Origin of the sequence: Variovorax sp. M-6, assembly GCF_052114385.1 — a bacterium.
Lineage (GTDB): Bacteria > Pseudomonadota > Gammaproteobacteria > Burkholderiales > Burkholderiaceae_C > Variovorax.
Map to the genome: position 1 here is coordinate 132891 of NZ_JBFREQ010000015.1, position 14250 is coordinate 147140.

The window sequence follows — 14250 nt, forward strand, 5'->3', positions numbered from 1 at the left end:
CATCATGCTCACCATCCAGAATCTATCGGCCGGCTACGGCAAGGTGCAGGTGCTGCACGGCGTCTCGATCGACGTGCCCAAGGGCAAGATCGTGACCCTGATCGGCTCCAACGGCGCCGGCAAGACCACGACGATGCGCGCGGTGTCGGGAATGATCCAGCCCACGGCCGGCGAGATCACGCTCAACGGCAAGCGCATCGACGGACTCGAGTCCTATCACATCGCCAAGCTCGGGCTCGCGCATTCGCCCGAGGGCCGGCGCGTGTTCGCGACCATGACCGTGACCGACAACCTGACGCTCGGCGCCTTCCCGCGCCTCACGGGGAGCCGGCCGCGCGGCGATGTCGCGGGCGACCTCGAGCGGGCGCTGGAGCTGTTCCCGCGCCTGAAGGAGCGCCGCACCCAGCTGGCCGGCACCCTGTCGGGCGGCGAGCAGCAGATGCTCGCGATGGCCCGCGCCGTCATGCTGAACCCCGAGGTGGTGCTGCTCGACGAGCCGTCGATGGGGCTGGCGCCGATCCTGGTCGCCGAAGTGTTCCGCATCATCGAGCGGCTCAAGCAGCAGGGCGCGACCATGCTGCTGGTCGAGCAGTTCGCCGCCGCCGCGCTCGGCGTGGCCGACTACGGCTACGTGCTGGAGAACGGCCGCATCTCGCTGCACGGGCCGGCCGAGAAGCTGCGCAACGATCCGGGGGTGAAGGCGGCGTACCTGGGCAGCGGGCATTGAGCGGCTCGACCATAGGCTCTCGCAATGAAAACGTCGTATTGAATCGAGATTTGTTTCTTGAAATGAGATTTTCGTCTCACTAAAGTTCGCAGGCATTCTCCCGCAATCCCACTGGAGGACCTGAGCATGACGCTGACCCGAACCGAGATGGACCGGAAGATCGACGAGCACTTCAGCTTCGAGGCGAAGGACGACGTCGAAGGTGTCCTGGCGACGCTGTCCCCCGACGTGGAGCACGACATCGTCGGCTCGCCGTCGGGGCCGACGCGGGGACGCGACGGCGCGCGACCGTTCTACGAGGCGCTGTTCAGCGACCTGTCCGAGAGCCGGGTCGAGAGTCTGCGGCGGCTCTACGGCGAGGATTTCGTGGTCGACGAATCTGTCTGGCGCGGCAAGGCGCCGGGCCGGCCCTTCGGTCTCGAGGGCCGGGGCCGGCCGCTCGAATTCAGGCTGCTCCATGTCGTCGAGTTCGCCGCCAGCGGCGACATCCGGCGCGAGAACGTCTGGCTGGACCTCGCGGCCATCGTCCAGCAACTGCCGCAGGACTGAGGCCGCGGGAGCAGGCCCCGGGACCGGATGACATGATCGACCGCGAGAAGACCGGTCGCTCCAGCCAGCGCAGGCGGACGCGCAAGGATCTGCTGCAGGCCGCCGCGCGGCTCTTGAAGCAGGGGTGCAAGCCCAGCCTGGAGGAGATCGCCGAGGAGGCTGCCGTGTCGCGCGCCACCGCGTACCGCTACTTCCCGAGCGTCGACGCGCTGCACCACGAGGCCTCGCTGGACATCGCGCTCCCCGAACCCGGCGACGTACTGCGCGACGCCCGGACAGCGGATCCCGTCATGCGCCTGGAGCGGGTCGACGCCGTGCTGAACGACATGATCCTCGCCAACGAGGCGCCGCTGCGGATGATGCTGGCGCATTCGATGGAGCGCGTGGTCCGGGGCGAGCACGGCGACGGACTGCCGGCGCGCCAGAATCGCCGCGGCCCGCTGATCGATGCCGCGCTGGCGCCCGCCCGCAGCCAGTTCAGGCCCGCGGCCTTCAAGAACCTGGGCAGGGCGCTGGCCCTGGTCATCGGCACCGAGTCGATGGTGGTCTTCAAGGATGTGCTGCAACTCGACGACGCGGAAGCATCGAAGGTCAGGCGCTGGGCGATCCGGGCGCTGGTGGAGGCGGCGAAGAAGCCGGACTGAAGGGTGCCAGCGGTCCTGGGGCCGTGCGGCGCCACCCGCAGGCCGTGTGCGGATGGGGCACACTGCTGCCACCGTTCCCGCAGCGAGACAAAAACATCCATGACCGCTTCCCAAGCCAACCTCGAAGTCCTCCCGCGCGACATTTCCGCCTACCGCGAGGGCAACACCGGCATCGACTACGTTCACCGCTTCGAGTCCGGCAAGCCGGGCCCGCATGTGCTGATCAACGCGCTGACCCACGGCAACGAGATCTGCGGCATGGTGGCTGCCACGCATCTGCTGGACAGCGGCGTGCGGCCCAAGGTCGGCACGCTGACCGTGAGCTTCGCCCACGTCGAGGCCTACAACGCCTTCGATGCGGAGAAGCCCTTCGACAACCGGCAGATCGTCCACAACCTCAACCGCGTCTGGTCCGACGAATGGCTGGACGGCCCCGAGGACAGCCCCGAACTGCGCCGCGCGCGCGAACTGCGGCCGGTGGTGGCTGCGGCGGATCACATCCTCGACATCCATTCGACCAGCCAGGACGTGGTGCCGTTCTGGGTCTATCCCGATTTCGATCGCAACGCCACGGTGGCGATGGCGATCGGCCTGCCGCCGGTGCACCTGGTCATGCCGAGCGGCCTGGGCTCGGGCACGCCGCTGATCCAGCACGGGCTGCATGCGGGCGCGGATGCGCCGGGCGCAGCGATGGTGGTCGAGTGCGGCCAGCACTTCAGGCAGGCCGCGGCCGATCTCGCGACCGAGGTGACGCTGCGTTTCCTGGCGCACTTCGGGTTGATCGACAGGGAAGGGGGCTCGTCCGAGGTCGAGCCGCAGCGCCGCTTCGAGCTGCTGCAGACGCACATGATCCAGTTCGAGGATTTTCGATTCGTCCGGCCGCTGATCGGCTTCGAGACCTTCGCCAAGGGCGAGTTGATCGCCACCCAGGGCCCGGACGAGATCCGGGCGCCCTGCGACGACTGCACGGTCTTCATGCCGGCGCAGCGGACCATCGTCGGGCGCGAGGCGGTGTACCTGACGCGACCGCTGTAGGGTCAGCCGGCGATGAACAGCGCCGGGTCCACCATCGTGCGGTTCAGCATCACCCCCCAGTGAAGGTGCGGCCCCGTCACGCGGCCGGTCGCGCCTACGGCGGCCAGGCGCTCGCCGGTCTTCAGCGCGTCGCCGACCTTCACGTCGACGCGGCTCAGGTGGCAGTACATCGTGAGCAGGCCGCCGCCATGGTCGAGCCAGACCGTGCCGCCGTTGAAGAAGTAGTCGCCGGTGTCGATGACGCGTCCCGGCAGCGGCGCCAGCACGGGCGTGCCGGTGGCCGCCGCGATGTCCATGCCGCTGTGCGGATTGCGCGACTGGCCGTTGAAGACGCGGCGCAGGCCGAAGGAACTGGAGCGGCGGCCCGGCACCGGCACGCGCATCTGCAGATCCTGCAGGCGAGGATCGGTGAAGGTGGCCATCACCGTGGCCTGGTGAGCACGCTCGCGTTCATAGCGGGCCTGGTCCGCGGGCGACAGGTCGACCGTGCCCGGCGCCACCTTCAGGCGCTGCTCGCTGTATCGCTTGGGCGCGACCGTGTAGGCGATCTGCCGCTCGGCGCCGTCTTCCGCACGCACCGTGATGCGCGAGGTGCCGGGCGCCGCAGCCAGCGGAATGCCGACCAGCGCCGTCCACTCGATGGCGTCGCCGAGCACGAGCAAGGGCACATCGCCCTCGGTGCGCGCCGCCGGTCGCGCGGCGGAAGGGCCGAGCGAGAGGCGGGCCACGCCGCCCGGCACCCGGGCGTCGTGCGGCCAGACATCGGGCGCCTTGGAAGCCGACGTCGATGCGGCCCCGGCCCGTGCGGCCGGGAGCGCCAGCAGACTCGTCGTTGCGAGAAGAAGGGAGCGGCGATGCATGGCGCCGTCACTTGCCCCAGCTGTCGCGCATCCCCGCGGCGCGATTGAACACGCGCTGGCCGGAGGCCGCAGCGTTCGCGTCCACCACGAAGTACCCATGGCGTTCGAACTGGAAGCCCGCGCCGCCTGGCGCCGCAGCGGCCAGCGAAGGCTCCACGAAGGCCTGGCATCGCAGGAGGCTGTCGCGATTCAGTTCGTCCAGCAGCTCGCCGCTGCCCGGCTGCGCGGCCGCGAACAGCCGCTCGTACAGGCGCACCTCGACCGGCAGCGCATCGGCCGCCGCCACCCAGGTGATGTTGCCCTTGACCTTGATCGCATCGGCCCCCGGCGTGCCGCTCTTGGTGTCGGGCACCAGCCTGGCCTGGACTTCCAGGAGCGTGCCGCCGGCATCGCGCGTGCCGCCGGTGCACTCGATCGTGTGGCCGTACTTCAGGCGCACCTTGTTGCCGGGGAACAGGCGGAAGAAGCCCTTGGGCTGCACGTCCTCGTAGTCGGTGCGTTCGATCCAGACCTCGCGGCCGATCTTGAATGTGCGCTGGCCCCGTTCCGGATGGTGCGGATGCACCGGCGCCGAGCAGTCGTCGAGGAAGCCGGCGCCCATCAGTTCGTCCCAGTTCGTGATGACGAGCTTCACCGGGTCGAGCACCGCCATCGCGCGCGGCGCGATCGGGTCGAGCGTGTCGCGCAGCGCCGCCTCGAGGCTGGCGTAGTCGATCCAGCCGCCGGACTTGGTCACGCCCGAGCGTTCGCAGAACAGCTTCAGCGCATCGGGCGTGTAGCCGCGGCGGCGCAGGCCCGCGAGCGTCGGCATGCGGGGGTCGTCCCAGCCGTCGACGTGGCCTTCCTCGACCAGCTGGCGCAACTTGCGCTTGCTGGTGATCACGTGCGTGACGTTGAGGCGGGCGAACTCGTACTGGCGCGGATGCGGCGTGGCGATCAGGCCGCCTTCGGCCAGGCGGTCGAGCAGCCAGTCGTAGAAAGGCCGCTGGTCCTCGAACTCGAGCGTGCAGAAGCTGTGCGTAATCTGCTCCAGCGCGTCCTCGATCGGATGCGCGAAGGTGTACATCGGATAGATGCACCACTTGTCGCCGGTGTTGTGGTGGGTCGCCCGGCGGATGCGGTAGAGCGCCGGGTCGCGCATGTTGATGTTGGGGCTCGCCATGTCGATGCGGGCGCGCAGCACCGCGGCGCCGTCCTCGAGCGCGCCGTCGCGCATGGCGCGGAAGCGTGCGAGGTTCTCTTCCGGCGTGCGGCCGCGGAAGGGGCTGTCGGTGCCGGGCGTGTTGAAGTCGCCGCGGGTGGCACGGATCTGCTCGGCGCTCTGCTCGTCGACGTAGGCCAGGCCGGCACCGATCAGGTACTCGGCCGCCCGGTACATGAAGTCGAAGTAGTTACTCGCAAAGTACACATGCTCGTCGGTCTCGCCCGGTTTGTCAGGGTTGTCGGCCAGCACGGTGTCGTAACCCAGCCATTGCACGGCGTCGCGGATCGCGTCGACATACTCCTGCTCTTCCTTCTCGGGGTTGGTGTCGTCGAAGCGCAGGTGGCAGACGCCCCCGTATTCCTTGGCCAGCTCGAAGTTGAGCCAGATGCTCTTGGCGTGGCCGATGTGCAGGTAGCCGTTGGGTTCGGGCGGGAAGCGCATGCGGACCTTGGCCGGATCCTGCATGCCCTGGGCGTGATGGGCGGCGTCCCCCGGGGAGCCGCCCCATTTGCGAGTGGAATAATTGCCCTGTTCGAGGTCGCTTTCGATCACGTGGCGCAGGAAATTGCTCGGCTTGGTGCTGTCGTTGTCTGCAGGGGAAGTCATCCGCTCATTCTAGGTGGGCCCTCGAGGGCTCGTTACCTTTGGCAACCTTCTTCACAGAGCGGCGTGCACGAGGTTCACACCTCACGCGTTCAATACATACATGGGCGGCCAACACCCGCCTCAACAGGAGTTTCATGATGAGCGTCACCCGCACCACTTTCTTCAAATGGGCCGCAGCCGGCGTCATTGCCGCGGGCGCGCTGTTCGCGACCGCTTCGGCCAGTGCGGCTGTCGGCTGGTCGGTCGGCGTCAACGTGCCCGGGGTGGCGATCGGCGTGGCAACGCCGCAGCCTTACTACGCCCCGGCGCCGGTCTACTACCCGCCGCCGCAGGCCTACTACGCGCCGCCGCCGCCGGTCTACTACCGCCCGGCGCCTCCGGTGTACTACCGTCCGGCGCCCGTGTACTACGCGCCGCCGCCGGCCTACTACCGGCCGGCCCCTGGCTACTACCGCCATCACGGCCACGGCCACGACCGCTACTACCGCTGAGCGACAGACACCACCCGTTTGCCTGCTGTCACATCGAAAAGCCGGCCCCGTCGAACGGGCCGGTTTTTCTTTTTGTGCCCGCCCAGGCGCTCTTACATGGCGCGGAACAGGTGAGCGTAGAGCCGGCTGACCGGGATCCTGTCGGCGCGGCCGCGCAGGCTCAGGTGCTGCTTGCCGGCTTCGTCGCGGTGGACCGCCTCGATGGCGCTGCTGCGCACGACCACGGCCCGGTGCACCTGCCAGAAGACGCTGGCGTCGATTTGCGGCAGCAACTGCTTCAGCGGCGTGCGGATCAGGTACTCATGGGTGGCGGTCAGCACGCGCACGTACTTGTCGGCCGCTTCGAAGTACTGCACCTCGTCGATCGGGACCATGCGCACCGTGGCGCCACCGGCCTCGCTGGCGGTGATGAACTTGAGCGGCGCACCGGCGGTGCCGGGGCTCGGCGCACCGGCGACAGCGAGCGCCTTCTGCCACTGGGCCAGGGTGCCGGCGAGCACCTCCTCGGGCGTGGCGGTGGCGCGCTCCCGGGCGTCGAGCGCCTGTCGCAGCCGCGCCACGGTGCGCCGCAGGCGCTCGGGCTGCACCGGTTTGAGCACGTAGTCGATGGCCTGGGCGTCGAAGGCCCGGGCGGCGTATTCGTCGTAGGCGGTCACGAAGACCAGCTGGGGCATCGGCGCCTCGTCGACCGGCCAGGCGTCGGCGAGCTCGGCGGCCACGCCCAGGCCGTCGAGCCCGGGCATGCGGATATCGAGGAACAGGACCTGCGGCAGCCGCGCCAGCGCCTCGCGCACGGCACTGCGGCCGTCGGCGACGCTGGCGACCAGTTCCAGCTCGGGCCAGGCCGCGGCGAGTTCGGCGCGCAGGGCCTGGGCCAGCAGGGGTTCGTCTTCGGCGATCAGGGCGGTCGGGTTCATGGGGATGCAAGGGGCAGGGTGATGGTGACGCAGACGCCACCGGATTCAGGGTTGGTCATCGTCAGGGTGCCCTCCGCACCGTAGACCGTGGCAAGCCGCTCGCGGACCTGGGCCACGCCGAAGCCACCGGCCTCGGTGGGCATTGCCGTGGCGTTGCTGCCGACGCCGGTGTCGCGCACCTCGATGTGCAGCTGCGCGCCGTTTCGCCGCGCCTGCACCCGGATCTCGCCGCCTTCCACCTGAGGTTCGAGGCCGTGGCGGATGCTGTTCTCGACCAGCGGCTGCAGCATCAGCGGCGGCACCGGGACATCGCGCAGCGCGTCGGGCAGATCCAGCGTGTAGTGCAGGCGGTCGCCCATGCGCACCGACATCAGCCCGAGGTAGTCGGCCAGCCGGTCGAACTCGGCGGCGAGCGGATGCTGCAGCGCCCGCGAGCCGCTGAGCGTGACGCGCAGGTAGGAGTTCAGGCGGTCGAGCATGGCGACGGCGCGCGCCGGATCGGTCGTGATCAGCACCCGCAGATTGGCCAGCGTGTTGAACAGCATGTGCGGCTCGAGCTGCGTCTCGAGCAGCTTGAGGCGGGCATCGGCGGCGTCGCGCTGCGCCAGCGCGATGGCGCCCTCGAGATACTTGCTCTTGCCGCGGTTGTAGTAGTAGTAGCAGACCGCGACGCAGGCCAGCGCGGTGATGATCAGGGTGGAGGCGAACTTGTGGGGCGCGAAGCTCCAGAACTCGAGCAGCGGGGCGCCGGTCCAGGCGTCGCCGATGGCGTTGCCTCCGAGGAAGCCGCCGACGGTGCCGACGGCCACCAGCAGGATGCCCCTGGCGCCGGCCGGCCAGGGCCTGTCGGGATCCGTGCTGAGCATCAGCCGGCCGATGTCGATGATGAGCCAGCTGATCAGGCCGATCGCCAGCGAGTAGACGAACTGGGCCGTCCATCCGCCCCGTCCGGACGCGCCCAGCGCGATCGCGATCACGCAGCAGAAAAGCACGGTGTTCAGGCCGTGCCGCAGCACGTCCCGAACGCTCTCGCGCGTGAAATTGCGTTGGAAGGAGGCGTTCACCAGGGGTCTCCGGCACCCAGCGCCCTGCGTTCGCGCGCCAGCAGCCGCTCGTACAGGTTGCCGCCCGGCGCGACGAAGAACACCACCGCGCCGTGGATCAGGAGGCCCAGGCCCCAGCCGAGCAGCGGGAAGACCGCCCAGTGCCGGCCCTGGGAGGCGGCCAGCCCGACCAGCAGCAGATTGACCAGCAGATAGACGGCCGCGTGAAGGTACCAGCCCAGCTTGGCGGCGGCGCGCCGGCGGGCCAGGCGTTCGACAGCATCGGGAGTGGAGGCGTTCTTCATGAGAGTCTTCCTGGATGAGATGGAATTGTTGCGAATCGACAGGGCCGGGCGAATCGGGTCGACCCTATCAGGCCCGCGCACCTTGCGAGAGCGCGGTGGCGCGGTCGGCGTCGATCGCCAGCTTCCACAGGCGAACCGCGCGACCCGCGAAGACGCCCGTGAACATGCCGTACAGCGTGCTGATGCCCAAGGCGAAGCCGGGTTGGTGTGCCAGCTCGGGGTGCATCGCGAGCAGCACGCCGACCGTGTACTTGGTGAAGAAGATGCCCATCATGAGGACCAGCGGCACCGCGCTGCCGGCGACCTGGAAGCTGCGCGAGGCCGCGTGGTAGCGCGTGCCGGCCGGCACGCCGCGCTGGAGCACCGCTGCCAGCGTCACCAGCGCCGCACCGCACCAGGCCAGCAGGGTCAGGGGCGAGTCGCCGAAGGCCGTCGCCACGCCGATGACCGCGAGGCCGGTCATCACGACCGGCATCAGCGTCACCCGGACGAGGCTCAGGCTGCCGGCCAGCAATTGCTTGGCGCCCAGCCACAGCAGGGTGGCGAACAGGATGTAAACCCACTTCGGGGTGTGCAGGAAGACTTGGGTCAGCATGGGATGCTCCTGGAAGGTCGGGAAGAAGACGCCTGGACGGGATTACGCAAGCCCCAGCCACTGGCCCCAGACCAGCTGGCCGAGATAGCGGCTGGGCAGCAGCGTGAAGGCGCCGGCCACGATGCAGGCGCTGACATAGGTGGCCTGCATCGCAATCCGGTGGCCGCGGATGTCGCCCCGGGCGAGCTTCCAGAAGGCGCGCGAGAGGCCGAAGAAGGTGGCCGGCACCAGCAGGTGCACCAGCGTGTAGCCGCCGATGTTCGGCAGCCTGAAGTCGCGGATGAAGAGCGACGACAGCGCGGCCATGACGATCAGCGTGACCCAGGCGTAGCCCAGCGCCCGGTGCAGGCGCGGCCGCTGGGTCCGGCTCTTGCGGGCCCAGAGCACCACCGGCCCGAGGGCCAGGGCGGTGGCGGCGGCGGCGAGGTGGATGGCGATGACCGGTGACATTTGCATGGCGGGCTCCTGAAGGCGATGAGCGGACTGTGCCGGTGGCCCCCGGCAGCCGCCACGGCGATGCGACGAACCGCGCCTGGGCGGCGCCAGTTGCATTCCGTGATCGCCGGACGCAGGCGTCCACGGCGGCTTTACCGAGGCTTTACGGTTCGTAAGGGCTGGGCGCTACGATTCGGCGCTCCACTACGGGCTGCCACCTTCAAGCTCTCCTCACCGATGTCGTCCCCCCTTCCCGAGCCCGCCACCGAAGACCTCCCCGCATCCCGTCCCGTGCCTTCCCGACGGCGGCGCTGGCTGGGCAGCCTGCTGGCGCTGGGCGTGGTGGCGGCGCTGGCCGGCGGCGCCTGGTACCTGATCAAGCGCTCGGGTGAACCGGTGGGCGGCCGCCCCAATTTCGGCGGCGCCAGCTCCACCGTCGGCCACGCCACCGCCAAGCGCGTGGACATGCCGATCCTGATCGATGCCCTGGGCACCGTGACGCCGCTGGCGACCATCACGCTCAAGCCGCAGGTCGGCGGCGTGCTGACCGAGGTGCTCTATACCGAGGGCCAGACCGTCAGCAAGGGCCAGCTGCTGGCCCGCATCGACCCCCGTCCCTACGAGCAGGCGCTGATGCAGGCCCAGGGCAACCGGGTGCGCGACGAGGCGCAGCTGGAGGCCGCGCGCGTCACCCTGTCGCGCTACCGCACGCTGCTGACCCAGGACTCGATCGCCCGGCAGGACGTCGACACCCAGGCCGCGCTGGTCAAGCAGCTCGAAGGCACCGTGACCACCGACCGCGCGGCCGAGGCCGCCGCCAAGCTCAACCTCGACTACACCCGGGTCACGGCGCCGGTGGCCGGGCGCATCGGGCTGCGCACGGTCGATCCGGGCAACACGGTCACGGCCAATGCGGCCACCGGCATCGCGGTGATCACGCAGATGAACCCGATCGACGTCCAGTTCGCGGTGCCGCAGGACCGCGTGCCCGACATCCAGGCCCAGCTGGCCAAGGGCGAGCCGCTGCCGGTCAAGGCGCTGGACCGGGTGCGCAGCGCGGTGCTGGACACCGGCACCTTCTCGACGCTGGACAACGTGGTCGACACCAGCACCGGCACGGTGCGGGCCAAGGCGCGCTTCGCCAACACCGGCACGCCGCTGTTCCCGAACCAGTTCGTCAACGTGCAGATGGTGCTGCGCACCGTGAACGCGATCGTGGTGCCGGTGACCGCGGTGCGCACCGGGCCCAACGGCAATTTCATCTACGTGGTCAACGAGGACCGCACGGTGTCGGTGCGCCCGGTGAAGCGCGGCGAGGCCACGGTCGACGTGGTGGCGATCCTCGACGGCCTGAAGGCCGGTGAGGACGTGGTGACCGAAGGCGGTGACCGCCTGAAGGACGGCGCGCGCGTGCTGCTGCAGGGCGACAAGCCGGCGATGGCGCCGCGCCCGGGGGCCTCCGGCCCGCGCGGGGCGCGCACACCCGGCGGTCCGAACGGCGAGGGCCGGCGGCAGCGGCCTCCGCAGTAGGGAGCGGCGGTGAGTCCCTCGCGTCCCTTCATCGAGCGGCCGGTCGCGACCGCGCTGCTCATGCTCGCGATCGTGCTCGCGGGCCTGGTCGGTTTCCGCTTCCTGCCGCTGGCGGCCCTGCCGCAGGTCGACTACCCGACGATCCAGGTGCAGACGCTCTACCCCGGCGCCAGCCCCGAGGTCATGAGCCGCACCGTGACCGCGCCGCTGGAGCGCCAGTTCGGCCAGATGGCGGGGCTCGACCGCATGAGCTCGACCAGCGCCACCGGCGTGTCGATCGTCACGCTGCAGTTCGCGCTCGACCAGACCCTCGACGTGGCCGAGCAGCAGGTGCAGGCGGCCATCAATGCCGGCGGCTCGCTGCTGCCGGCCGACCTGCCGGCGCCGCCGGTGTATGCCAAGGTCAACCCGGCCGATGCCCCGATCCTGACCTTGGCCGTGAGCTCCGAGACGATGCCGCTGACCGAGGTGCAGAACCTCGTGAACACGCGGCTGGCGCAGAAGATCAGCCAGGTCGGCGGGGTCGGCCTGGTGTCGCTCTCGGGCGGGCAGCGCCCGGCGGTGCGGATCCAGGCCAACACCAACGCGCTGGCCGCGGTCGGCATCGGCCTGGACACCCTGCGCACCGCGATCGCGGCGGCCAACGCCAACAGCGCCAAGGGCGGCTTCGACGGCCCGAAGCGGGCCTACACGATCAACGCCAACGACCAATTGGTGACCGCGGTCGACTACAAGAACCTGATCGTCGCCTGGAAGAACGGCGCGCCGGTGCGCATGAGCGATGTCGCGCGCGTCATCGACGGCGCCGAGAACACCCAGCTCGGGGCCTGGGCCGGCGCGAACGCGAAGCAGGGCGAGCAGGACGGCAAGCTCTATCCCGCGATCATCCTCAACGTGCAGCGCCAGCCCGGCGCCAACGTGATCGGCACGGTCGACGGCATCAAGAAGCTGCTGCCCGAGCTGGAGGCCTCGCTGCCCGGCGCACTGAAGGTGGAGGTGCTGAGCGACCGCACCACCGGCATCCGCGCCTCGGTCAACCACGTGCAGCTCGAGCTGGCGCTGGCGGTGGTGATGGTGGTGCTGGTGATCTTCTTCTTCCTGCACAGCGTGCGCGCGACCGTGATCGCCAGCATCGCGGTGCCGATCTCGCTGATCGGCACCTGCGGCCTGATGTACCTGCTGGGCTACAGCCTCAACAACCTGAGCCTGATGGCGCTGACCATCGCGACCGGCTTCGTGGTCGACGATGCGATCGTGATGATCGAGAACATCGCGCGCTACCTCGAGAAGGGCGAGCCGCCGTTCCAGGCCGCGCTCAAGGGGGCGACGCAGATCGGCTTCACGATCATCTCGCTGACGGTGTCGCTGATCGCGGTGCTGATCCCGCTGCTGTTCATGGGCGACGTGGTGGGGCGCCTGTTCCGCGAGTTCGCGGTGACGCTGGCGCTCACGATCCTGATCTCGGCCGTGGTCTCGCTGACCCTGGTGCCGATGATGTCGGCGCGCTGGCTGCGGCCGCAGGCCGAGGAAGGCGGACGCTTCGGCGCCGCCGTGCAGCGCTTCTTCGATCGCGTGATCGCGCGCTACGACATCTGGCTGCAATGGGTGTTCCGCCACCAGCCGCTGACGCTGGTGGTGGCCGTGCTCACCCTCGCGCTCACCGTGCTGCTCTACGTCGTGATCCCCAAGGGCCTGTTCCCGACCCAGGACACGGGGCAGCTCAAGGCCCGCGTCCAGGCCTCGCAGGAGGTGTCCTATGTGCGGATGGCCGAGCTGCAGCAGTCGGCGGCCAACCTGATCCTGGCTGATCCCGAGGTGCAGAGCCTGAGCTCGGTGGTCGGCGTCGACGCCGCCAACAACATGGCGCTGAACACCGGCAGCATGCTGATCAACCTGCGTGGCGGCCACTCCGACCAGGCCGTGGTGATGCAGCGTCTGCGCGACCGCGTGCGCGACGGCGTCGCCGGCGTGTCGCTCTACCTGCAGCCGACCCAGGACCTGACCATCGACGCCGAGACCGGACCGACCGAGTTCCGCGTCTCGCTCGAAGGCGCCGACACCACCACGGTGAACGAGTGGGCGCGCAAGCTGGTCGAGCGGCTGCGCAGCGTGCCGCAGGTGCGCAACCCCACCACCGACGCCGGCGCCCAGGGCCTGTCGGCCTACGTGGACATCGACCGCAACACCGCGTCGCGGCTGTCGGTCACCGCGAGTTCGGTCGACGATGCGCTCTACAGCGCCTTCGGCCAGCGCATCGTCTCGACCATCTTTACCGAGACCAACCAGTACCGCGTGATCCTCGAGGCCCAGCGCGAGTCGCTGTCGTCGCCGGAGGGCCTGGGCAACCTGCAGCTGCGCACCGGCGCGGGCACGGCAACGCCGCTGTCGGCGCTGGCCACGGTGCGCGAGCAGTTCGCGCCGCTGCAGGTCACGCGCGTGGCCCAGTACCCGGCCGCGACCGTCGGCTTCGACACGCCACCGGGCGTGTCGCTCGGCAAGTCGGTGGCGGCGATCCGCGCCGCGGCCAAGGAGATCGCGCTGCCGCCGAGCGTGAGCATGAAATTCCTCGGCGCCGCCGGTGCGTACGAAAAATCGCTGACCAACCAGCTGTGGCTGATCCTGGCGGCGGTGGTCTGCGTCTACATCGTGCTGGGCGTGCTCTACGAGAGCTATATCCACCCGCTGACCATCCTGTCGACGCTGCCCTCGGCCGGCGTCGGCGCGCTGCTGGCGCTGATGCTGACCGGCAACGACCTCGGCGTGATCGGCATCATCGGCATCATCCTGCTGATCGGCATCGTGAAGAAGAACGCGATCATGATGATCGACTTCGCGATCGACGCCGAGCGCCACCAGGGCAAGGGACCGCTCGAGGCCATCCACCAGGCGGCGCTGCTGCGCTTCCGCCCGATCCTGATGACCACGCTGGCGGCGCTGTTCGCGGCGCTGCCGCTGATGCTGGGCTGGGGCGAGGGCGCCGAGCTGCGGCGTCCGCTGGGGCTGGCGATCTTCGGCGGGCTGGTGGTGAGCCAGGTGCTGACCTTGTTCACCACGCCGGTGATCTATCTGGCCTTCGACCGGTTGGGGCGGCGGTTTGGGCAGAGGGCTGCGGGATGAGTTGCTGCGTCGTTGTCCTTGTCGCTGGAAGCGCGCCCGGCATGCGGTGCGGGCCCGTCGACCCCACTGCGCCGGCCCTTCGGGCTGCCTTGCGGTGCTCGCTTCAGGCGGGGTCCGCGCAAACTCGCTTCGCTCAAACACGCGCGGCCCTTTTTCCGCCTGAAGCTGCGCTCCTCAGCGGCGCAGAGGGGA

14 protein-coding genes are annotated in these 14250 nt (G+C 69.6%); 7 read left to right on the forward strand and 7 right to left on the reverse strand.

The genetic code is table 11. The annotated features are described in order from the left end of the window. Positions 1 to 4 precede the first annotated feature (4 nt). The 4 genes from AB4Z46_RS18325 (at position 5) to AB4Z46_RS18340 (ending at position 2955) form a co-directional block, all read left to right on the forward strand. Positions 5 to 727 carry an ABC transporter ATP-binding protein gene (locus tag AB4Z46_RS18325; protein WP_442284949.1) on the forward strand — a complete coding sequence of 241 codons (723 nt, stop codon included), beginning with the start codon at positions 5 to 7 and terminating at the stop codon, positions 725 to 727. Between the two features lie 126 nt (positions 728 to 853). Then, the gene (locus tag AB4Z46_RS18330; RefSeq protein WP_442284950.1) at positions 854 to 1276 is read left to right on the forward strand and encodes an ester cyclase; all 423 of its coding nucleotides are present in this window, start codon (positions 854 to 856) and stop codon (positions 1274 to 1276) included. A 32-nt stretch (positions 1277 to 1308) separates the two neighbouring features. Further along, the gene (locus tag AB4Z46_RS18335; protein ID WP_442284951.1) at positions 1309 to 1920 is read left to right on the forward strand and encodes a TetR/AcrR family transcriptional regulator; all 612 of its coding nucleotides are present in this window, start codon (positions 1309 to 1311) and stop codon (positions 1918 to 1920) included. A gap of 99 nt (positions 1921 to 2019) precedes the next feature. Beyond that, on the forward strand, positions 2020 to 2955 hold the full coding sequence (locus AB4Z46_RS18340; protein ID WP_442284952.1) for a succinylglutamate desuccinylase: 936 nt from the start codon (positions 2020 to 2022) through the stop codon (positions 2953 to 2955). Between the two features lie 2 nt (positions 2956 to 2957). Here the strand turns inward: AB4Z46_RS18340 and AB4Z46_RS18345 are convergent, their stop codons facing one another. Both AB4Z46_RS18345 and AB4Z46_RS18350 read right to left on the reverse strand, forming a co-directional pair. Continuing rightward, positions 2958 to 3815: a peptidoglycan DD-metalloendopeptidase family protein gene (locus AB4Z46_RS18345; protein ID WP_442284953.1), complete on the reverse strand. Its 858-nt coding sequence runs from the start codon at positions 3813 to 3815 to the stop codon at positions 2958 to 2960. A gap of 7 nt (positions 3816 to 3822) precedes the next feature. Then, positions 3823 to 5625: a glutamine--tRNA ligase/YqeY domain fusion protein gene (locus tag AB4Z46_RS18350; RefSeq protein WP_442284954.1), complete on the reverse strand. Its 1803-nt coding sequence runs from the start codon at positions 5623 to 5625 to the stop codon at positions 3823 to 3825. 137 nt (positions 5626 to 5762) lie between these two features. Between AB4Z46_RS18350 and AB4Z46_RS18355 the strand changes: the two genes are divergently transcribed. After that, positions 5763 to 6116, forward strand: a complete 354-nt coding sequence (locus tag AB4Z46_RS18355) for a hypothetical protein (RefSeq protein WP_442284955.1) — start codon at positions 5763 to 5765, stop codon at positions 6114 to 6116. A gap of 92 nt (positions 6117 to 6208) precedes the next feature. Here AB4Z46_RS18355 and AB4Z46_RS18360 read toward each other — a convergent pair whose 3' ends face one another. From AB4Z46_RS18360 to AB4Z46_RS18380, 5 genes are all read right to left on the reverse strand, one after another. After that, entirely contained in the window at positions 6209 to 7033 is an 825-nt protein-coding gene (locus AB4Z46_RS18360) for a LytR/AlgR family response regulator transcription factor (protein ID WP_442284956.1), read from the reverse strand. Continuing rightward, positions 7030 to 8097, reverse strand: coding sequence for a sensor histidine kinase (locus AB4Z46_RS18365; RefSeq protein ID WP_442284957.1), 1068 nt, complete (start codon positions 8095 to 8097; stop codon positions 7030 to 7032). The genes AB4Z46_RS18360 and AB4Z46_RS18365 overlap by 4 nt, the downstream gene beginning before the upstream one ends. Further along, positions 8094 to 8381, reverse strand: coding sequence for a 2TM domain-containing protein (locus AB4Z46_RS18370; protein WP_442284958.1), 288 nt, complete (start codon positions 8379 to 8381; stop codon positions 8094 to 8096). Before AB4Z46_RS18370 ends, AB4Z46_RS18365 begins: the two co-directional genes overlap by 4 nt. A gap of 67 nt (positions 8382 to 8448) precedes the next feature. Beyond that, positions 8449 to 8976: a DUF6622 family protein gene (locus AB4Z46_RS18375; protein WP_442284959.1), complete on the reverse strand. Its 528-nt coding sequence runs from the start codon at positions 8974 to 8976 to the stop codon at positions 8449 to 8451. Between the two features lie 42 nt (positions 8977 to 9018). Continuing rightward, positions 9019 to 9432 carry a DUF2306 domain-containing protein gene (locus AB4Z46_RS18380; RefSeq protein ID WP_442284960.1) on the reverse strand — a complete coding sequence of 138 codons (414 nt, stop codon included), beginning with the start codon at positions 9430 to 9432 and terminating at the stop codon, positions 9019 to 9021. 216 nt (positions 9433 to 9648) lie between these two features. Between AB4Z46_RS18380 and AB4Z46_RS18385 the strand changes: the two genes are divergently transcribed. After that, positions 9649 to 10941, forward strand: coding sequence for an efflux RND transporter periplasmic adaptor subunit (locus AB4Z46_RS18385; RefSeq protein WP_442284961.1), 1293 nt, complete (start codon positions 9649 to 9651; stop codon positions 10939 to 10941). Positions 10942 to 10950: 9 nt separating this feature from the next. Next, positions 10951 to 14058 carry an efflux RND transporter permease subunit gene (locus tag AB4Z46_RS18390; RefSeq protein WP_442284962.1) on the forward strand — a complete coding sequence of 1036 codons (3108 nt, stop codon included), beginning with the start codon at positions 10951 to 10953 and terminating at the stop codon, positions 14056 to 14058. Positions 14059 to 14250 lie beyond the last annotated feature (192 nt).

Excerpts from the sequence above, each read along its gene's own strand:
- AB4Z46_RS18325 (WP_442284949.1), top strand. The coding sequence starts at position 5 with ATGCTCACCATCCAGAATCTATCGGCCGGCTACGGCAAGGTGCAGGTG.
- AB4Z46_RS18330 (WP_442284950.1), top strand. The coding sequence starts at position 854 with ATGACGCTGACCCGAACCGAGATGGACCGGAAGATCGACGAGCACTTC.
- AB4Z46_RS18335 (WP_442284951.1), top strand. The coding sequence starts at position 1,309 with ATGATCGACCGCGAGAAGACCGGTCGCTCCAGCCAGCGCAGGCGGACG.
- AB4Z46_RS18340 (WP_442284952.1), top strand. The coding sequence starts at position 2,020 with ATGACCGCTTCCCAAGCCAACCTCGAAGTCCTCCCGCGCGACATTTCC.
- AB4Z46_RS18345 (WP_442284953.1), bottom strand. The coding sequence starts at position 3,815 with ATGCATCGCCGCTCCCTTCTTCTCGCAACGACGAGTCTGCTGGCGCTC.
- AB4Z46_RS18350 (WP_442284954.1), bottom strand. The coding sequence starts at position 5,625 with ATGACTTCCCCTGCAGACAACGACAGCACCAAGCCGAGCAATTTCCTG.
- AB4Z46_RS18355 (WP_442284955.1), top strand. The coding sequence starts at position 5,763 with ATGAGCGTCACCCGCACCACTTTCTTCAAATGGGCCGCAGCCGGCGTC.
- AB4Z46_RS18360 (WP_442284956.1), bottom strand. The coding sequence starts at position 7,033 with ATGAACCCGACCGCCCTGATCGCCGAAGACGAACCCCTGCTGGCCCAG.
- AB4Z46_RS18370 (WP_442284958.1), bottom strand. The coding sequence starts at position 8,381 with ATGAAGAACGCCTCCACTCCCGATGCTGTCGAACGCCTGGCCCGCCGG.
- AB4Z46_RS18375 (WP_442284959.1), bottom strand. The coding sequence starts at position 8,976 with ATGCTGACCCAAGTCTTCCTGCACACCCCGAAGTGGGTTTACATCCTG.
- AB4Z46_RS18380 (WP_442284960.1), bottom strand. The coding sequence starts at position 9,432 with ATGCAAATGTCACCGGTCATCGCCATCCACCTCGCCGCCGCCGCCACC.
- AB4Z46_RS18385 (WP_442284961.1), top strand. The coding sequence starts at position 9,649 with ATGTCGTCCCCCCTTCCCGAGCCCGCCACCGAAGACCTCCCCGCATCC.